Consider the following 17,428-nt stretch of genomic DNA (forward strand, 5'->3'; position numbering starts at 1 on the left):
GGGTCAAAGGCGCCGCAGTCCTATTGCACGACCTTAGCCGACCAGGTGGTGATCCAATGCCACGCGCCACGGCACTCGCCCATGGCGCTTGCGGATACCAGCCGGAACCTGACGCCGTCCCAGACATAGCTTTCGCTGCTGCCGCAATCGCCCAGGCCCCGGCCCTTGGCATAGCTTTCCAGCGACGCGCTTTCGGGCGTCCAGGATGCGTTGACCAGCATGGGCTTGGCCGCATTCTCGCTCCACCCCGGTTGATAGTCGAAGGACGCGTAGCGGAAGCTGCGCCGTCCCGGAATGCCGGTCGCAATCACCGGAACAGCGGAAAAATTATAAGCACCAGCGCCGCAGGGAACCAGCACCAGCGTCTCGGTTCGGGAAAGGCGGTAAAGCTCCGGCGGGGATGCATCGCGCATCTCGTCGGCACAAGCGGTGAACTTGCCGAGCGCCGCCAGTTCCTCACGCCACAGCGTCACCGGAGCGGCGCCTGCCGGGATAAGCGCCCGGCGTATCGTAACCATCGGCGGCGCGGCACGCACGGCGCTGGCGGCCAGCGGACCTGTGGCGACCAGCGCCGCCATCGTGCCCGCGCGCCCCTGCCTTGCGTCCATATAGCGCATGGCGGCGGCAGCACCGGCCAGTGAGGGACGCGCGATCAGCGTGCCAGCCGACCGCAGCTCCAGCTTCGACCCTCGTGCCATGGCGATGGCGAGCGCCGACGCCTGCGGTCCTTGCAACCGGGCTTCCCCATCCCTGCTGACCGTCGTCGCGATTTTCCGGCCGTCGACCAGGAAACTGACGTCTTCCTGTCCCTTTGCGTCGCGGCTTATCGAGATTTCCGGCTCGGACGCGCCACCGGCATCCCGCTGAATGCTCAGCATGACCGGCTTATCGGGCCAGTCTGCTCCTTCCGGCAACAGGGACACGGCTTCGCACCGGCTGCGATTGTCGCAACCGATGGTCCAGTCCTTGTAAGTTTCCAAAGTGCCGGGCCGAGGCGTCTGAGCCGAAAGCGGCGCCGATGCGATGAACGCGCACAGCATCGCTGCCAGCGCGGTTAAGCGTTTGTCCCCCATGGATTAAGTATAACTTAATTCATAGGCGGACGGTAGTAGCTTCCTTCGCGCCGTCAGGGCGGCCTTTGGCCAACCGCCAGTGTCAGGCCCAACCCAATAATGAAAAAGGCCGGTGCCCTTCGACACCGGCCTCTTCGATCAAGCCGCCTTGGCGCGCGACATGCGCTTGCGCTCGTTCGGATCGAGGTAGCGCTTGCGCAGGCGGATATTCTTGGGCGTCACTTCGACCATTTCATCATCGTCGATGTAGGCGATCGCCTGTTCCAGCGTCATCTTCTTAGGCGGGGTCAGGCGGACGGCGTCATCCTTGCCGCTGGCGCGGAAGTTGGTCAGCGCCTTCGACTTCATCGGATTGACTTCAAGGTCTTCGGGCTTGGCATTCTCACCGATCACCATGCCTTCGTAGAGCGCTTCGCCCACGCCCACGAACAGGATGCCGCGTTCTTCCAGCGGACCCAGCGCATAGGCATTGGCTTCGCCCGCACCGTTCGAGATGAGGACGCCGTTCTTGCGGCCTTCGATCTTGCCCTTGTGGGGGCCATATTTCTCGAACAGGCGGTTCATGATGCCGGTGCCGCGCGTGTCGGACAGGAATTCACCGTGATAGCCGATCAGGCCGCGCGAGGGGGCGGAGAAGGTGATGCGGGTCTTGCCGCCGCCCGAGGGGCGCATGTCGGTCATCTCGGCCTTGCGGATGTTCATCTTGTCCACGACCGTACCGGAAAATTCATCGTCCACGTCGATGACGACGGTTTCATAAGGCTCGGTCTTGTTGCCATTTTCGTCTTCGCCGAACAGCACGCGCGGACGCGAGATGCCGAGTTCAAAGCCTTCGCGGCGCATGGTTTCGATGAGGACGCCCAGCTGCAATTCGCCACGGCCAGCGACTTCGAAGCTGTCCTTGTCGTCCGATTCCGTCACCTTGATTGCGACGTTCGATTCCGCTTCGCGGGCCAGACGGTCGCGGATCATGCGGCTCGTCACCTTGCTGCCTTCACGGCCCGCCATCGGCGAATCGTTGACGGCAAAGCGCATCGACAGGGTCGGCGGATCGATCGGCTGCGCCTGGATCGGCTCGCTGACCGAGGTGTCGCAGATGGTATTGGCGACGGTCGCGACAGTGAGGCCCGCGAGGCTGATGATGTCGCCCGCCTTGGCTTCATCGACCGGTACGCGGTCGAGGCCCTGGAACGACATGATCTTCGACGCGCGGCCGGTTTCGATGACCTTGCCGTCCATGTCGAGCGCGTGGATCGCCTGGTTCACCTTGACCGTGCCGGACTGGACCCGGCCAGTAAGGATACGGCCGAGGAAGTTGTCGCGGTCGAGCAGCGTCACGAGGAAGCTGAACGGCGCGTCCTGCTCCAGCGACGGCGGCGGCACATGGTCGACGATCTTCTGGAACAGCGGCTCCAGAGTGCCTTCGCGGCGCTGCGGGTCTTCGCTGGCATAACCGTTGCGGCCCGAAGCGTAGAGGACGGGAAAGTCGAGCTGTTCGTCATTGGCTTCGAGCGTCACGAACAGGTCGAACACTTCGTCCAGCACTTCCTGGATGCGCTCATCGGGACGATCAACCTTGTTGACGACGACGATGGGACGAAGGCCCAGCGCCAGCGCCTTGCCGGTCACGAACTTGGTCTGCGGCATCGCGCCTTCGGACGAATCGACCAGCAGGATCACGCCGTCGACCATGGAGAGGATGCGCTCCACCTCGCCGCCGAAGTCGGCGTGGCCGGGGGTGTCGACGATGTTGATGCGGGTGCCGTTCCATTCGACCGAGGTCGGCTTCGCCAGAATGGTGATGCCGCGCTCTTTTTCGAGGTCGTTCGAATCCATCGCCCGTTCTTCGACCCGCTGGTTGTCGCGGAAGGTGCCGGACTGGCGGAATAGCTGATCGACGAGTGTCGTCTTGCCATGGTCAACGTGCGCGATGATCGCGATATTACGCAGGGACATGCATGTGCCTTTGGGATTTTGGTTTTCCCGGCCGGCACCACGCCTGACCAGATGTATCGCGCGCGCCCCTACAGGAAATGACGCGTTGCGGCAAGGGCGAGGGCCGCATTTGCATCGGCCGGAACGCAGGACCATATTCCACATTGAAGCACCACTGTTATAGTTACATATAACAGCTTGAAGGAGACGTTATGGCCAGCACAGCGCCCACGACGGCGACCGCCGACACGCTCAACCTGACGCCGCCCGATCCGGTGCCGCCCGTCGCGCCGGAGAAAGCCGCGGGCCTCGTTCCGATCGATGAGGACAAGCGGTCCAAGCTGGACGAGAAGGTCGATGCCTTTATCGACGACCTTGTCGCGCAGGACGCCAATTCCCCTGAATTCGGACAGCGGGTGGACCAGCTGACCAATATGGGCCGCAAGGAAATCGCCGAAGCGGCGGGTCATTCCAACCGCTTCCTCGACCGGCCCGTCCGCGCGATGAACAGCGACAATAAGGTGGGCGCGGACCTTGCCGAGTTGCGCCGCACGGTCGAGGATCTCGACCCCGGCAAGCGCGGCAGCCTGCTCGCGCCCAAGAAGCTGTTCGGCATCATCCCCTTCGGCAACAAGCTGCGCGACTATTTCGACGGCTACAAAAGCGCGCAGGGCCACATCAATTCGATCCTTGGCTCACTGGCGAGCGGCAAGGACGTGCTGATCAAGGACAATGCCGCCATCGATGTCGAGCGGCAGAATATGTGGGCGACCATGGGCCGTCTGGAGCAGATGATCCACATCTCCAACACGCTCGACGCGCGGCTGGAGGCGAAAGCGCTGGAACTCGACTCCGCCGATCCGGCCAAGGCGAAGGCCATCCGGGAAAGCGCGCTATTCTACATCCGCCAGCGCACGCAGGACCTGCTGACGCAGATGGCCGTGACCGTGCAGGGCTATCTCGCGCTCGACCTCGTCAAGAAGAACAATGTCGAACTGGTGAAGGGCGTCGATCGCGCCAGCACCACCACCGTCGCCGCGCTGCGCACCGCCGTTACCGTGGCGCAGGCGCTCGCGGGCCAGAAACTGGTGCTCGAACAAATCACGGCGCTCAACACGACCACCGCGAACATGATCGATTCGACCGGCGAGATGCTGAAGAACCAAACCGCGCAGATTCATGAGCAGGCCGCGTCTAGCACGATCCCGATCGCAACGCTGCAACGCGCCTTCCAGAATATCTACGACACGATGGACAATATCGACACGTTCAAGGCCAAGGCTTTGGAGAATATGAAGACGACGGTGAACACGCTGACGACCGAGGTCGAAAAGTCGAAAGGCTACATCGCTCGCGCCGAAGGTCAGGCGCAGGCCGCGCAACAGGCGCGCGCCGACAATCCGCTGCTGAGCGCGATCGAGGCATAGAGAAGTGAGCAGGTCGGACCGGGTCCTTGCCGATGCGGAGGCAGTGCTTCACCGTCACGGCGAACGCGGGCGCAGCCTTTCGGCACGGGCGCGGCAGAGGCGTGGCGCCGCCCTGTTGCGCAAGATGAAGTGGGCCTTCTGGTCAGTGCTTGCCATCCTCATCGGCAGCATGGTCGCGGGCTTCTTCATCCCGCTTGGCACGACCGGCGTCATGATCGCGCTTGGCGTCATGGTCGCGGCGCTGCTGCTGATCGCCGCCCTCCCTTCCGAACCGCGCGTCCGGACGCAGGCGCTTGCAGCCGCCCCCATTTCCGCCCTGCCGCTCCAGACCGAAATCTGGCTCGACAATCAGCGCAAGGCCCTCCCCGCCCCTGCCGTCGCTCTGGCCGACAGCATCGGCGTCAAGCTGGAAACGCTCGCCCCCCAGCTTGAACGCCTCACCGATCAGGAACCCGCCGCGCAGGAAATCCGCAAGCTGCTGTCCGACCATCTGCCCGAACTGGTCACGGGCTATGAATCCATCCCCGTCCCACTGCGCCGCCAGGAACGCAACGGTCGCGTTCCGGAGCAGCAACTGGTCGAGGGTTTGAACGTCATCGACACCGAACTCGCGCGGATCAGCGAGACGCTCGCCAGCGGCGATATCGACAAGCTGGCGGTACAGAACCGTTTCCTCGAACTCAAATATCAGGAAGCAAAGGAACTTGGCCGCTAGGCCAGCGGTCCTTCTGTCATGATCCACTTGACGCTGATCATCGTCGATTTTCTGACTGGCCTGCTCGCCGCCGGTGCGTGGGCGCTCGCCTCCGCCGGGGGCGTCATCGCCGCGCTGCTAGGCGGCGGATTGGTCAGCGCATCCCTGTTCCGAAGATGGCGCAAGCGGGGCTGAACCTCAACTTCCGCGAATAAGAGTGTCGATCGCCTCATCGGCCAGGAGCTGGCTGAATTGAATGCCGAAGCGCTTGCCCCGCGCCCACATGACCCGGCCGCTTGTTTCCACGCCAATGGCCTTTATCGCCACATAGCTTCCCGTAGCAGGCGGCGTTTCGCAATGCGCCAACGCTCCCGATGTGGATAGGTCGAGGAAATGACCGCGCATCTCCGCATTGCCGACGCATAGAGTGACAGGGCCGAACATCTTGTGTCGTGCAGTGTGCCGCCGCTGTTCGGCATTGCCCGTCAGGAATTTGCTTTGGTCGATCATACCGAGCTTCTCCCCCCGGCCACTCAATCACAAAAAGGTCAAGGCCATCCACAGAATCATGGTTAACTCGCCATTAGCTACCTTTTCCCCTAGGGAAACCGCTAATTTGTATCAGACGTGCTTTTGATGGCACAGGGCACGATGCTTTGGGGGGACGGCCGGGCCGTGATTCTGCGAAAGCGGGCGAAATAGCCTCCCGCCGTTGGCTTGGGCACCAGTTCCTCCAGCCGGAAACCAACCGATGCGAGTTCACAGATCAGTAGGCGCGGCGGCGTTCCATGCTGCCCGGTCGGGCGATCCGCGTCGACGACGATCAACTCGCCATCCTTCTTGAGCGCCGGGCTGAGGTTCCACAGGAAGGCATAGGGTTCCGCAATCTCATGATACATATGGACCATGAGGATGCGGTCGAAGCTGTTCTCCGGCAACTTGGGGTCTTCCGGCGCGCCCAGCCGGACGCTGACGTTGCGCCAATCCTCCCGCGTGATGCGACGGGACAGGGCCTCGATCACTTCCGGCATGATGTCTTCGGCCAGCACGCGACCCTTGGCGCCCACTCGGTTGGCGAGACGGACAGTATAATAGCCTTCGCCCGCGCCAATATCCGCAACCGTCATGCCCGGCCGGATGCCCGCGCGGTCCATGATATCGTCGGCTTCGTTGACGCGATCGCGCGCTTCTTCGCTGGACCAGCGGGTCGAGACGATGGGCGCGACCGGCCTGTCGGCTCGCGGAAAGTCACGCGCGGCGGCGGGCCGGTCATCCTGCTTGGCGGATGACAACAGGCCGCAGCCTGCCAGCAGGAACAATGATCCCGCCAGCGCCGCCCGCATCATCAGTCGACATCCTCCACATCGACCTTCTCGCCGGTCACCTTTTGCGACAGGGCAGCCGCCATGAACGGATCGAGCGCGCCATCCAGCACGTCGTCAGGAGAGGTTGAGGTAACGCCGGTGCGCAGGTCCTTCACCAACTGATAGGGCTGGAGCACATAGGAACGGATCTGGTGGCCCCAGCCGATCTCGGTCTTCGCCTGATATTCGCCCGAAGCCGCCGCCTCGCGCTTCTGCAATTCGGCCTCGTACAACCGGGCCTTCAGCATGTTCATGGCCGTCGCGCGGTTCTTGTGCTGCGACCGGTCATTCTGCGACGCGACGATGATCCCCGAGGGGATGTGGGTAATACGAACGGCGGAGTCGGTGGTGTTGACGTGCTGCCCGCCCGCGCCTGATGCTCGATAGGTGTCGATCTTGAGGTCGCCTTCGTTGACCTCAATCTCGATATTGTCATCGATCACCGGATAGACCCACACGGACGAGAAGCTGGTGTGCCGACGCGCCGAGCTGTCATAGGGGCTTATGCGCACCAGCCGGTGTACGCCGCTTTCGGTCTTGGCATAACCATAGGCGTTCTCGCCCTTGAACAGGAAGGTCGCGGACTTGATACCCGCCTGGTCGCCCGCCTGATAGTCGACCAGTTCCACCTTGTAGCCGCGCCGTTCGGCCCAGCGGCGGTACATGCGGGACAGCATTTCGGCCCAGTCCTGGCTTTCCGTGCCACCCGCGCCCGCATGGATTTCAAGGTAAGTGTCGCTGGCATCGGCCTCACCGGCGAGCAGCGCCTTGATCTTGTCCTCGTCGGCGCGGTCGGCGAGCGCCTTCAGAGACGCGACGCCCTCATTGACCATGTCCTCATCGCCCTCGGCCTCCGCCATTTCGACGAGTTCGGCGGTGTCGGTCTTTTCGCTGTCGATCGCACGGGTCGCGCCGATGGCGGCTTCCAGACGCGTGCGTTCGCGCATGACTTCCTGCGCCATCTTCTGATTGTCCCACAGCGTCGGGTCCTCGACGCGCGCATTCAACTCGTCGAGACGGCGCAGCGCGCGATCCCAGTCGAGGAAGCGGCGCAGCAGGTCCAGCGCGGCGTCGATACGGTCGATATATTGCTGCGCTTCGGCGCGCATGGGAACTCTCCAGACAATTCGGGGCGCTCCCCGGCATCGGTCAGGAAACGCACTAAACGCCTGCCCCTATCCGAGGGCAGCGGATTTGGGAAGGTTCAATCCTCCAAGCCATGTCCGCGCAGTCTCCCAACAGGCCAGGCAAACCTTGTCCCTCCAGAGGCTATGCCATACACCTCGACCACGCCCAAAAGAGGCGCAAGGAGAGGAACGACATCTTGGCTGAACGACAATCTACCCATCCCGCACCGGCGCAGGCGGTGCTCGTGATACTCGCGCTCGTACCGATCATCGGGATTTTCTACGCCATCGGATCCGCCTTGGGCGTGGCGAGCTTCCTTTTCTTCGGTTTCATATTCGTGCTTTATTGGGCTGGCATCAAGGGCATGAATCCTGCGGAGTTCGCACCCGCGCTGTGCGGTTCCCTTGGCGGATTGGGCCTGGCATTTCTGCTGCACAGCCTGCCAACTGTTCTGGGCATGGCCGGAATGGCCATCGGATTGGTTGGCGTGGTCGTCGCGATCTACCTACTCATTCGCGGCCAGGCCAGCCTGATCGTCAACAATGCCTTCATGCTGCTGCTGACGCTCGGCAACCCCATGATATTTGAAAAGGACGCGGATTTCGCCGCTGCGGCAGTCGCCATCGTGACAGCGGCAGCCTATGTCGGGGGCCTCGCATTTCTGATGAAACGCTTCTCCGGCGGGTTGCGCGCAAAGGCGCAATAACGGGTCAGCGAAGGCGGGAGGTTAGGGCTTCGAGCTTTAAATCGGCACCACCTCCTGTTGCCGTTCGCCCTGAGCCTGTCGAAGGGCTCCACTTCTTTTTAGAAAGAAAGGGGCTTCGACAAGCTCAGCCCGAACGGGTTAAGGGATTCAGATAAAAACCACGACGCCCTAGTAAATCCCGCCTTGATCCTGCAGGAAGTCGCTGTCGGTCCGCTGCCGCGTCTGCGACCCCGCCTCGCGCCGGGCGGCGGCCTGTTCCTGAGCGGCCACCTCTTCCTTGCGGATCGATCGGCGCGGTTCCGTCTCGGGCTTGAACGCTTCCCAGATCACCGCAGGCTTGGGCTCGTCGGTGGGCCAGACGCCATAGACGCGCTTGCCCGACCGGCGGTCGATCGTGACCATGCGGATGCCCGCGGGGGCGACGAAGGGCGTCTTGGGCATCGTTTCCAGCACGGGCGCCATCGCCGCCTTCCAGATCGGCGCGGCGATGCGGCCACCCTGCGCCCAGCCGCCCAGGCTGCGCGGCTGGTCATAGCCCATATAGACGCCCGCGACGATGTCGGGCGACCCGCCGACGAACCACACATTGGTCGGCCCGTTGGTCGTACCCGTCTTGCCGAACAGTGGCCGTTTCAGGTCGGCAAGGACCGTCGCAGTGCCGCGCTGGATCACGCCTTCGGCGATATGCACCACTTGATAGGCGGTCATCGGGTTCATCACCTGCCGCCCTTCAAAGCCGAAGCGTGGCATGGGTTTTCCATCCCAGTTCGCCATATTGCAGCCGTCGCAGGCGCGCCAGCGCAGCGGCCAGATCACCTTGCCGCGCCGGTCCTGCACATAATCCATCACCTTGGGCGAAAGCTGGCGGCCCTGATTGGCGAGCATCGCATAGGCGTTCACCATCCGCTCCACCGTGGTTTCGCCTGCGCCCAGAGCGAAGGAGAGATAGGGCTGATAATCGCCGATCCCCATCGCCTTGATCGTGCGGACGACACGATCCATGCCGGTCTGGCTGGCGGCGCGCACCGTCATCAGGTTGCGCGACTGCTCCACGCCCCAGCGCATCGTCTGCGGCCCGGCGCTGCCGCCGGAAAAGTTGCGGAAGCATTTCTGGCCAAGGCCCGCGCCCTGATAAACGCATAGCGGCCCATCGACGATGATGGAGGCTGGCGTCATCCCACCGTCGAGCGCGGCGGCATAGACGAACGGCTTGATGGTCGAACCCGGCTGACGCATCGCCTGCGTCGCGCGATTATAGGAGGACAAGCGACTGTCGAAGCCGCCCTGCATCGCCAGGACGCGCCCGGAATGGACCTGTTCGGCCATCATCCCGCCGGACACTTCGGGCACGTTGCGTAGCGCCCAGCTCGATCCGTTGCGGGCTACCGCGATCAGGTCTCCCGCCTTCATGCCGTTGAATGCGGGGCCGCCCACGCGCCGATAGGGCATCTGCGCGGCGCTGGCGGGCAGCGTTCCGGTCGATCCGTCGGAAAAGCCGATTTCGGCGCCCGAAGAATTGCGGTCGATAACCGCCGCTATGCGCCAGTCCGCATAATCGATCCCGATATAGCTTGCCGCCAGTTCGCGCTTCCATCCACGGGCCATGTCGATCTTGCCCAACGGGCCGGACCAGCCCTTGCCCGCGTCGAAACGGATCAGGCCGTTGCGCAATGCCGTCGCGACGCCTTCCTGCAACTTGGGATCATAGGGGCTGCGCACCCACAGGCCGCCTGCATAGACGCTGTTAGGGCCGTCCTCCGCCTTTTCACCAAACCGTTCGATAAGCCGCCGGCGGACCTCTTCCATATAATAGCCGCCCGCGCGCGCGTCGAAGCTGGAGCCATGCGGTGGGACCGTGCCGAGCGGTTGTGCCTGCGCTTCGTTCAATTGCGCTTGGCTGATCCAGCCATTCTTGTACATTTCGCCCAGCGCCCAGTTGCGCCGGTCGAGCGCGCGTTCGTGGCCGGTCGGGCTTTCGGGGCGGTAATTTGCCGGCCCCTTGGGCAGGATGGCGAGATAAGCCATCTCGTGCAGCTTCAGGTCGCCCACATCCTTATCGAAATAGGCGCGCGCCGCCGCCTGCACGCCATAGGCGTTCCGGCCGAGGAATATCTGATTGAAATAGAGTTCGAGTATCTGCTGCTTTGTCAGCACGCCTTCCATGCGATAGGCGAGGATCATTTCCTTCACCTTGCGCGTCGGGGAATATTCATCGCCGATCAGCAGGTTCTTGGCGACCTGCTGGGTGATGGTCGACCCACCCTTGGCGCGCTGGCCGGATCCGATCTTCGTCACATAGTCGAACACGGCGCCGAAGAAGCCGGGAATATCAACGCCATGATGTTCGAAGAAAGTCTTGTCCTCCGCCGCCAGATAAGCGCGGATCAGCAGAGGGGGATAGTCGCTATATTGCAGCTGGACGCGGCGCTCGCGCGCATAGCTGTGCACCGGCTGGCCATCGATGTCGCGCACGATCGTGGGCAGCGGCGGCTCATATTCCAGCAGCGTTCCGGCGTCGGGCAGGCCGCGCGCGAAGATGATCCAGAACAGCAGATAGGCGAGGAAAAGTCCGCCCAGCGCGATCGCCGCCCAGCGGAACCAGCGCCGCTGCCAAAGGGGGGAAAGCCTTTCCCGGAACGCGCGTCCACCCCCGCGCAAACGGTCGGCAAAGGACAAGCGGGCGGTGTGGGGACGGGCCTCTTCCATGACGAGAGGAGGCTCTAAGGTCAAAATGCGGCCAGCGCCAGTGCGGATCGTCGGGCCGCGCCGCGGTCAGCCGCCGCCGAGGGGCAGCTTGCGGGCGAAATATATCTCGACGGCCTTGGCAACGCCCTTCGCGATGCGGCTGCGGCCCTCCGGTGAGGCCAGGAAGGCGGCATCCTCGGCATTGCTGAGATAGCCGGTTTCGAACAGGACCGACGGCGTGTCCGGCGCCTTCAAAACCATGAGTGAAGCATAGCGGTGGAACGTAGTGCGGAAGGGCAGGAACGGCGCCCCCTCCCGGTGAAGAAGGCGGGCGAAATTCGCCGATTCCTTCATTGTTTCGCGCTGCGTCAGGTCGATCAGGATTGACGACACCTGATCAGTCTGCCCACCCAGATTAACGCCGTTCAGAACGTCCGCCCTGTTCTCCCGCGCCGCCAGCCGCGCCGCTTCCCGATCCGATGCCACCTCCGACAGGGTGTAGACCGTCGCACCCCGCGCCTCATGATTGTCCGCCGAATCGGCATGGACGGAAATGAAAAGGTCCGCATTCATCTTCCGCGCGATGCCATAACGCTCCTGCAGGACGAGAAAGCGGTCGTCATCCCGCGTCAGCGCGACGCGAAGTCTGCCCGACTTCACCAGTTGATCCCGGATCGCCTGCGCGATCGCGAGCGTCAGATCCTTTTCCCGGTCGCCGGTTTCTGCGTTGATCGCGCCGGGATCGTGCCCGCCATGCCCCGCATCTATGACGATCAACGGGCGTGACACATCGGCTGATCCTTCCACCCGTGGCAGCGAGAGGCCGCGCGCCACCGGCGGGATGGGCACGGTGATGCTATGCAGCCGCTTGGCCGGACGCGGCGCCATGCGCGCTGGCGCATCGAAGCTGATGCGCTCCGCCCCCTGAGGGCCGGCCAGAAAAGCAGTTGCCAGGGCAAGGGCGTGCAGCATGGCGCGCTTGTGCCTCGCACCGCCCCATGCCGTCCAGCCCCATTTCAGCGGCGGCCATTCGACCCTGCGTTTACCTTTGCTTCACCATGTTGGGCGATTAAACGCAGGAATGGCAGCATTCGTCCTGGACCAAACAATTTTGCGGGGGACGTTGCTAGGCTGGCCTTAGGCTGCTACCCATTCACATTCCTGAAAGAAACGCCCACATTAGGCCCGTTTCTTCATCAGGAACTTTCACGGCAGCATCGGCGAGCGCCAAGGCGCTTGAGACCCGATGCGACGAACAGGTTGACGCTGCATGAGGCATGATTTCCATTCCACGCTGAGCCCGATAGCGGGCGATGCGGCGTGGATGGAGCGGACCGGCGATTTGCCCGGCCCTGCCGATGCAGCAGAAGCGCAGTTTTTCCTGTCAAACCGGACGATAGCAACACCCGCGCCGCTGGCGGCGCGACTGCATTCGTCCCTTCACTATCGCGTGGCAGCCCGGCCCAGTGCCGCTGGCCGCCTTCGCCGGAGAATAATAAATGACAATGCGTATGCTGATCGATGCGCGCCACCGGGAAGAGACCCGGGTCGCGGTCGTCAAAGGTAACCGGATCGAGGAGTTTGATTTCGAATCGGCCGAGCACAAGCAGCTCAAAGGCAATATCTACCTCGCCAAGGTTACTCGTGTAGAACCCTCGCTTCAGGCGGCGTTCGTCGATTATGGCGGCAACCGCCACGGCTTCCTGGCGTTCAGCGAAATCCATCCCGATTATTACCAGATCCCCCGCGAAGACCGCGAAGCATTGCTGCGCGAGGAACGCGAGCATGCCGAGGAAGAGGCCGCTCTGCGCGCCGATTTCGAGGATGACGATGATCATCATGGCGACGATGGGCTGGAGCTGGTCGAAGCCACCCATCATGAAGAGGATGAAGGCGAGGCCCCCGAGAGCAGCGAAGGCCCCGCAAAGGGTGGCCGCCGCAAGCGCGGTGGCGATGAAGCCGCCGACGAACTGCGCCGCAAGCGCATGGCTCTGCGTCGTCGCTACAAGATTCAGGACGTCATCAAGCGCCGTCAGGTGCTGCTGGTGCAGGTCGTCAAGGAAGAGCGCGGCAACAAGGGCGCGGCGCTGACCACCTATCTGTCGCTCGCCGGCCGCTATTGCGTGCTGATGCCGAACACGTCGCATGGCGGCGGGATTTCGCGCAAGATCAGCAACGCCGCCGATCGCAAGCGGCTGAAGACGATCGTCGCGGAGATGAACCTGCCCTCGACCATGGGCTGCATCGTGCGCACCGCCGGGCTCCAGCGCACCAAGCCGGAGATCAAGCGCGACTTCGACTATCTCGCACGCCTGTGGGACGAGATTCGCGAAAAGACGCTGAAGTCCGAAGCGCCCGCGCTGATCCACAATGACAGCGACCTCATCAAGCGCGCGATCCGCGATATCTACAACAAGGATATCGAAGAGGTCATCGTTGAGGGCGAATATGGCTATAAGGCCGCCAAGGACTTCATGAAGCTGCTGATGCCCAGCCATGCGCGCCGGGTGCAGCAATATGCCGACGCCGTGTCGTTGTTCCAGCGGGCAGGCGTCGAGGATCAGCTGGCGGCGATGTACAATCCGGTCGTGCAGCTGAAATCGGGTGGCTACCTCGTCATCAACCCGACCGAAGCCTTGGTATCGATCGACATCAACTCCGGCCGGTCGACGCGTGAGCATGGCATCGAGCAGACCGCCGTCGCCACCAACCTTGAGGCGGCGCGCGAAATCGCTCGCCAGTTGCGCCTGCGCGACATGGCAGGTCTAGTCGTCATCGACTTTATCGACATGGAGATGAACTCCAACATCCGTAAGGTCGAGAAGGCGATGAAGGAGGCGCTGAAGGACGATCGCGCCCGTATTCAGGTCGGCCGCATCTCCGGCTTTGGCCTGATGGAAATGAGCCGCCAGCGCCTGCGCACCGGCGTGCTGGAAGCATCGACCCGCCAGTGCCCGCATTGCGAAGGCACCGGCCTTGTCCGCACGGCGTCGTCGGCGGGCCTATCGGCACTGCGCATGCTGGAAGAGGAAGCGGCGCGTGGTCGCGGCAACCTGGTCACGCTGCGCGCAAGCCAGGAAGCAGCCTTCTATGTCCTCAACAACAAGCGCCGCGAGCTGGACGAGATCGAGCAGCGCTATGGCGTGACGATCGCCATCCTGCCCGATGGCGAGGTCGAAGGCGCGCGCATGTCGGTGGAAGCCAGCGGCCCGCGTCCGGAACGGGTGGTGAGCTATGCTCCGATCGTCGAGGAAGAGGACGACCTCGATATCGTCGAGGAGCTGGAAGAAGAGGAAATCGAGGAAGTCGAGGCCGCTGAGCGCGAAGAGCGCGGCGACCGGGGCGAGGATCGCGAAGGCGGCCGCCGTCGTCGTCGCCGTCGTCGCCGTCGTGGCGGCCAGCGTGATGAGCATCACGCCGAGGGTGAAGCGGAAGCTGCCGCTGGTTCCGGCGACGAAACTGGCGAAGAAGCCGAATCGGCTGACGAAGAGAGCGAAGAACAGGCTGTCGACACCCATGGCGAAGGCGAAGAGGCCGGTCGCCGTCGTGGCCGTCGCGGTCGCCGGGGCGGACGCCGTCGTCGCGAGGGCGAAGCGGTTGCCGACGAGGCTGCGAACGAAGCCGTCGAGGCTTCCGAGCCCACCGCTGTTGAGGCTGTGGCCGAGACGGTAGCAGAAGCAGCGCCTGAAGCGCCCGCGGAGGAAGAGGCGCCAAAGACGCGCCGTCGCCCCCGTGCTCGCAAGGCAAAGGAAGCCGTAGAAGCGCCCGTGGAGGCCCCCGAGGCTCCGGTCGAAGCGGCGGCCGAGGAAGCGCCCGCCAAGCCCAAGCGCACGCGGCGCAAGAAGGCAGAGGCCGCTCCCGAAGCGCCTGCCGAACCGGTTGTGAGCGTGGAACCGGAAGCCGAGGCACCCGCCAAGCCCAAGCGCACGCGGCGCAAGAAGGTTGAGGCCATTGCCCAGGACGCGGCGGAGGCTCCCGCGATCGCAGGAGCCGTCGCGCCGGAAGCTGGCGCACCAGCAGCAGCTCCTGCTGGTGAGAGCGCGGTCTCGACGGCTGATGGCGAAGAGACGAACGACGACGATAGCGCACCGCGCCGTGGATGGTGGCAGCGCACCTTCGGTCAGTAAGGACGTCCGCCCGATGAGCGACGCCGCCGCCTTGCCGGTTTTCCGGAAAGGTGGCGGCGTTCTCGCTTCAGGCGAAGTTCATGGCGATGCTGGCAGGCGGGCGGACATGCTGCGTTCTTACCTGCTCCATGGTGATCGGCCATGATGCGCCGCTGGCTGCGCGCCGCCGCGATTGCTGCTGCGTCGCTGGCATTCATCGTCCAGCCCGCGCTGGCGCAACAGATTCTGCGCGACGCCGAAACCGAAGCTTTCATGGCGGACATGTCGGGGCCGCTCGTCAGCGCGGCGGGGATGGAACCGCGCAATGTCCAGGTGCTGGTTCTCAACGATCCGGAAATCAACGCCTTCGTCGCGGGCGGACAATATGTCTGGGTTCATAGCGGCCTGATCGCCGCCGCAGACAATGTGAACCAGCTGCAAGGGGTCGTCGCGCACGAACTCGGCCATATCGAGGGCGGCCATATCATCCGGTCCTCGGAAGGCATGAAGGCGGCGACCGGCATCACCCTGCTCAGCCTTGTCCTGGGCGCCGCTGCGATTGCGGCAGGCGGCGCGGAAGCGGGCATGGGCATATTGGGCATGGGCCAGCAAGCGGCGATGGGCAAATATCTCGCCTTTTCGCGCGCGCAGGAAAGCTCGGCCGACCTTGCCGGTGCGCGCTATTTGAGCAAGGCGGGCTTATCGGGCAAGGGCAGCCTGGAATTCTTCAAGAAGTTACAGAACCAGGAATATCGTCTCGCGATCCCGCAGGAGGATAGCTACGGCCGCACGCATCCGCTGTCCGGCGAACGCATCAATGTTCTGCGGGAAGTGTATACGGTCGATCCCGCTTGGGACAAACCGATCGATCCGAAGCTGGAAGCCCGGTTCGAACGCATCAAGGCCAAGCTGGTCGGCTTCGTTTCCGAACCCACGCAAACGCTGATCAAATATCCCGAGAGTGATCAGTCTCTCCCTGCGCATTATGCGCGCGCTTACGCGTGGCATAAAAGCGCCTATCCCGACAAGGCGATCGCCGAGGTGAACGCCCTTCTGACAGCGCAGCCGCATGACCCTTATTTCCTGGAACTCAAGGGTCAGGTGCTGCTGGAAAGCGGCAAGCCCGCCGACGCCATCCCCCCGCTGCGCGAGGCCGTGCAACTGACGCAGCAGCCCTTGATCGCCACGATGCTGGGCCATGCGCTCATCGCTACGGAGGATGACAAGAACTTCGCCGAAGCCGAACAGGTGCTGCGTAATGCTGTGGCGCGCGACCGGGAAAATCCCTTCGCCTGGTATCAGCTCGGCGTCGTCTATGAACGGCGTGGTGACACGCCCCGCGCGGCGCTGGCCACGGCGGAACGCTATGCCCTGATGGGCGACGACCAGATGGCGCTGCGCAGCGCGGACGCGGCCATGCAGGGATTGAAGCCCGGCACGGTTGACTATCTGCGGGCACAGGATATCGCCATGGTCTCCCGCGCAGCCGTCGAGCAGAAGCGAAAGAAGAAATGACCGAAACCTCTCGACCCGGCATTCGCGCCGCTCTTTCCAACAGGACCATCCAGATGACCATTGGCGCCCTCGCCTTCATCGCGGCCACTGCCGCTGGCGCGGCTCTAGGCATGCAGAGTAGCGGCAGCGTCGCCGCCGGAGACAAGGCCGCGATCGAGAAGATCGTGCGCGACTATATTCTGGAGCATCCCGAGATCATTCCCGAGGCAGTAGAGCGGCTGCAGGCGAAACGCGTGTCGGACAGCATCGGCGAAAGCCGCAAGGCCATCGAAACGCCCTATGCGGGCGCGTGGGAAGGTGCGGCCAACGGCGATGTCACGGTGGTCGAATTCTTCGATTACGCATGCGGCTATTGCCGCGCGTCCCTGCCAGACCTCGCCAAGCTGGTGGGCGAGGACAAGGGGGTGAAGGTCGTCTATCGTGAATTGCCGATCCTGTCCGACGAGAGCGCCGATGCGGCCAAGGTGTCGCTGCTGGCGGCGGAAAAGGGCCAATATATGCCTTTCCATCGGGCGCTCTATGCCAGTGGGAAGGTCACGCGGGACACCATATTGGGCGCCGCCGCCAAGGTCGGGATAGACGGAAAGGCTGCGGAGGCGGCCATGGCCAACAGCAAATATGATGGTGAAATCCAGTCGAACATCGCGCTGGCGCAAAAGCTGCGCGCTACGGGGACGCCGACCTTCGTCGTAGGTGATCAGGTGCTGAACGGCGCGGTCGGTTATGATGCGCTCAAGCAAGCGGTAGCGGCGGTACGGGCGAAGTAGTGGGCGACCTTCTCCCTCTCCCCTTCAG

Annotated in this window: 15 protein-coding genes; 8 read left to right on the forward strand and 7 right to left on the reverse strand. The window is 63.4% G+C overall.

Translation table 11 applies throughout. The annotated features are described in order from the left end of the window. Positions 1 to 20 precede the first annotated feature (20 nt). Positions 21 to 1,073, reverse strand: coding sequence for a DUF1176 domain-containing protein (locus tag ACWNC0_RS19885; RefSeq protein ID WP_449474139.1), 1,053 nt, complete (start codon positions 1,071 to 1,073; stop codon positions 21 to 23). 138 nt (positions 1,074 to 1,211) lie between these two features. Continuing rightward, positions 1,212 to 3,029: a translational GTPase TypA gene (typA, locus tag ACWNC0_RS19890; protein ID WP_449474141.1), complete on the reverse strand. Its 1,818-nt coding sequence runs from the start codon at positions 3,027 to 3,029 to the stop codon at positions 1,212 to 1,214. 191 nt (positions 3,030 to 3,220) lie between these two features. Between typA and ACWNC0_RS19895 the strand changes: the two genes are divergently transcribed. From ACWNC0_RS19895 to ACWNC0_RS19905, 3 genes are read left to right on the forward strand one after another with little or no spacing between them, the layout of a single operon-like run. Then, complete coding sequence (locus ACWNC0_RS19895; RefSeq protein ID WP_449474142.1) at positions 3,221 to 4,435, forward strand: toxic anion resistance protein; 1,215 nt, start codon at positions 3,221 to 3,223, stop codon at positions 4,433 to 4,435. A 4-nt stretch (positions 4,436 to 4,439) separates the two neighbouring features. Continuing rightward, positions 4,440 to 5,150 carry a hypothetical protein gene (locus ACWNC0_RS19900; protein WP_449474144.1) on the forward strand — a complete coding sequence of 237 codons (711 nt, stop codon included), beginning with the start codon at positions 4,440 to 4,442 and terminating at the stop codon, positions 5,148 to 5,150. 18 nt (positions 5,151 to 5,168) lie between these two features. Then, on the forward strand, positions 5,169 to 5,324 hold the full coding sequence (locus ACWNC0_RS19905; RefSeq protein WP_449474146.1) for a hypothetical protein: 156 nt from the start codon (positions 5,169 to 5,171) through the stop codon (positions 5,322 to 5,324). 3 nt (positions 5,325 to 5,327) lie between these two features. Here ACWNC0_RS19905 and ACWNC0_RS19910 read toward each other — a convergent pair whose 3' ends face one another. From ACWNC0_RS19910 to prfB, 3 genes are all read right to left on the reverse strand, one after another. Next, a complete protein-coding gene (locus ACWNC0_RS19910; RefSeq protein ID WP_449474147.1) occupies positions 5,328 to 5,639 on the reverse strand; it encodes a PilZ domain-containing protein in 312 nt (103 codons plus the stop codon). A gap of 101 nt (positions 5,640 to 5,740) precedes the next feature. After that, positions 5,741 to 6,475: a class I SAM-dependent methyltransferase gene (locus ACWNC0_RS19915; protein WP_449474149.1), complete on the reverse strand. Its 735-nt coding sequence runs from the start codon at positions 6,473 to 6,475 to the stop codon at positions 5,741 to 5,743. Beyond that, complete coding sequence (prfB, locus tag ACWNC0_RS19920) at positions 6,475 to 7,602, reverse strand: peptide chain release factor 2 (RefSeq protein WP_449474151.1); 1,128 nt, start codon at positions 7,600 to 7,602, stop codon at positions 6,475 to 6,477. The genes ACWNC0_RS19915 and prfB overlap by 1 nt, the downstream gene beginning before the upstream one ends. A 215-nt stretch (positions 7,603 to 7,817) precedes the next feature. On the opposite strand from prfB, the gene ACWNC0_RS19925 reads away from it, so the two are divergent. Then, positions 7,818 to 8,327, forward strand: a complete 510-nt coding sequence (locus ACWNC0_RS19925) for a hypothetical protein (RefSeq protein ID WP_449474153.1) — start codon at positions 7,818 to 7,820, stop codon at positions 8,325 to 8,327. Between the two features lie 168 nt (positions 8,328 to 8,495). Here ACWNC0_RS19925 and ACWNC0_RS19930 read toward each other — a convergent pair whose 3' ends face one another. Beyond that, on the reverse strand, positions 8,496 to 11,033 hold the full coding sequence (locus ACWNC0_RS19930; RefSeq protein ID WP_449474154.1) for a penicillin-binding protein 1A: 2,538 nt from the start codon (positions 11,031 to 11,033) through the stop codon (positions 8,496 to 8,498). Positions 11,034 to 11,099: 66 nt separating this feature from the next. Further along, positions 11,100 to 12,032 (reverse strand): N-acetylmuramoyl-L-alanine amidase family protein, encoded by a 933-nt coding sequence (locus ACWNC0_RS19935; RefSeq protein ID WP_449474676.1) that lies wholly within the window; start codon positions 12,030 to 12,032, stop codon positions 11,100 to 11,102. A gap of 479 nt (positions 12,033 to 12,511) precedes the next feature. Between ACWNC0_RS19935 and ACWNC0_RS19940 the strand changes: the two genes are divergently transcribed. Genes ACWNC0_RS19940 through ACWNC0_RS19955 form a run of 4 tightly spaced genes read left to right on the forward strand, consistent with a single transcriptional unit; the run spans position 12,512 to position 17,400 of the window. Beyond that, the gene (locus ACWNC0_RS19940) at positions 12,512 to 15,139 is read left to right on the forward strand and encodes an Rne/Rng family ribonuclease (RefSeq protein WP_449474156.1); all 2,628 of its coding nucleotides are present in this window, start codon (positions 12,512 to 12,514) and stop codon (positions 15,137 to 15,139) included. Between the two features lie 13 nt (positions 15,140 to 15,152). Then, positions 15,153 to 15,284 (forward strand): hypothetical protein, encoded by a 132-nt coding sequence (locus ACWNC0_RS19945; RefSeq protein WP_449474157.1) that lies wholly within the window; start codon positions 15,153 to 15,155, stop codon positions 15,282 to 15,284. Then, the gene (locus ACWNC0_RS19950) at positions 15,284 to 16,633 is read left to right on the forward strand and encodes a M48 family metalloprotease (protein WP_449474677.1); all 1,350 of its coding nucleotides are present in this window, start codon (positions 15,284 to 15,286) and stop codon (positions 16,631 to 16,633) included. Before ACWNC0_RS19945 ends, ACWNC0_RS19950 begins: the two co-directional genes overlap by 1 nt. After that, the gene (locus ACWNC0_RS19955; RefSeq protein WP_449474159.1) at positions 16,630 to 17,400 is read left to right on the forward strand and encodes a DsbA family protein; all 771 of its coding nucleotides are present in this window, start codon (positions 16,630 to 16,632) and stop codon (positions 17,398 to 17,400) included. The genes ACWNC0_RS19950 and ACWNC0_RS19955 overlap by 4 nt, the downstream gene beginning before the upstream one ends. Positions 17,401 to 17,428 lie beyond the last annotated feature (28 nt).

Source organism: Sphingobium chungangianum, assembly GCF_977014255.1.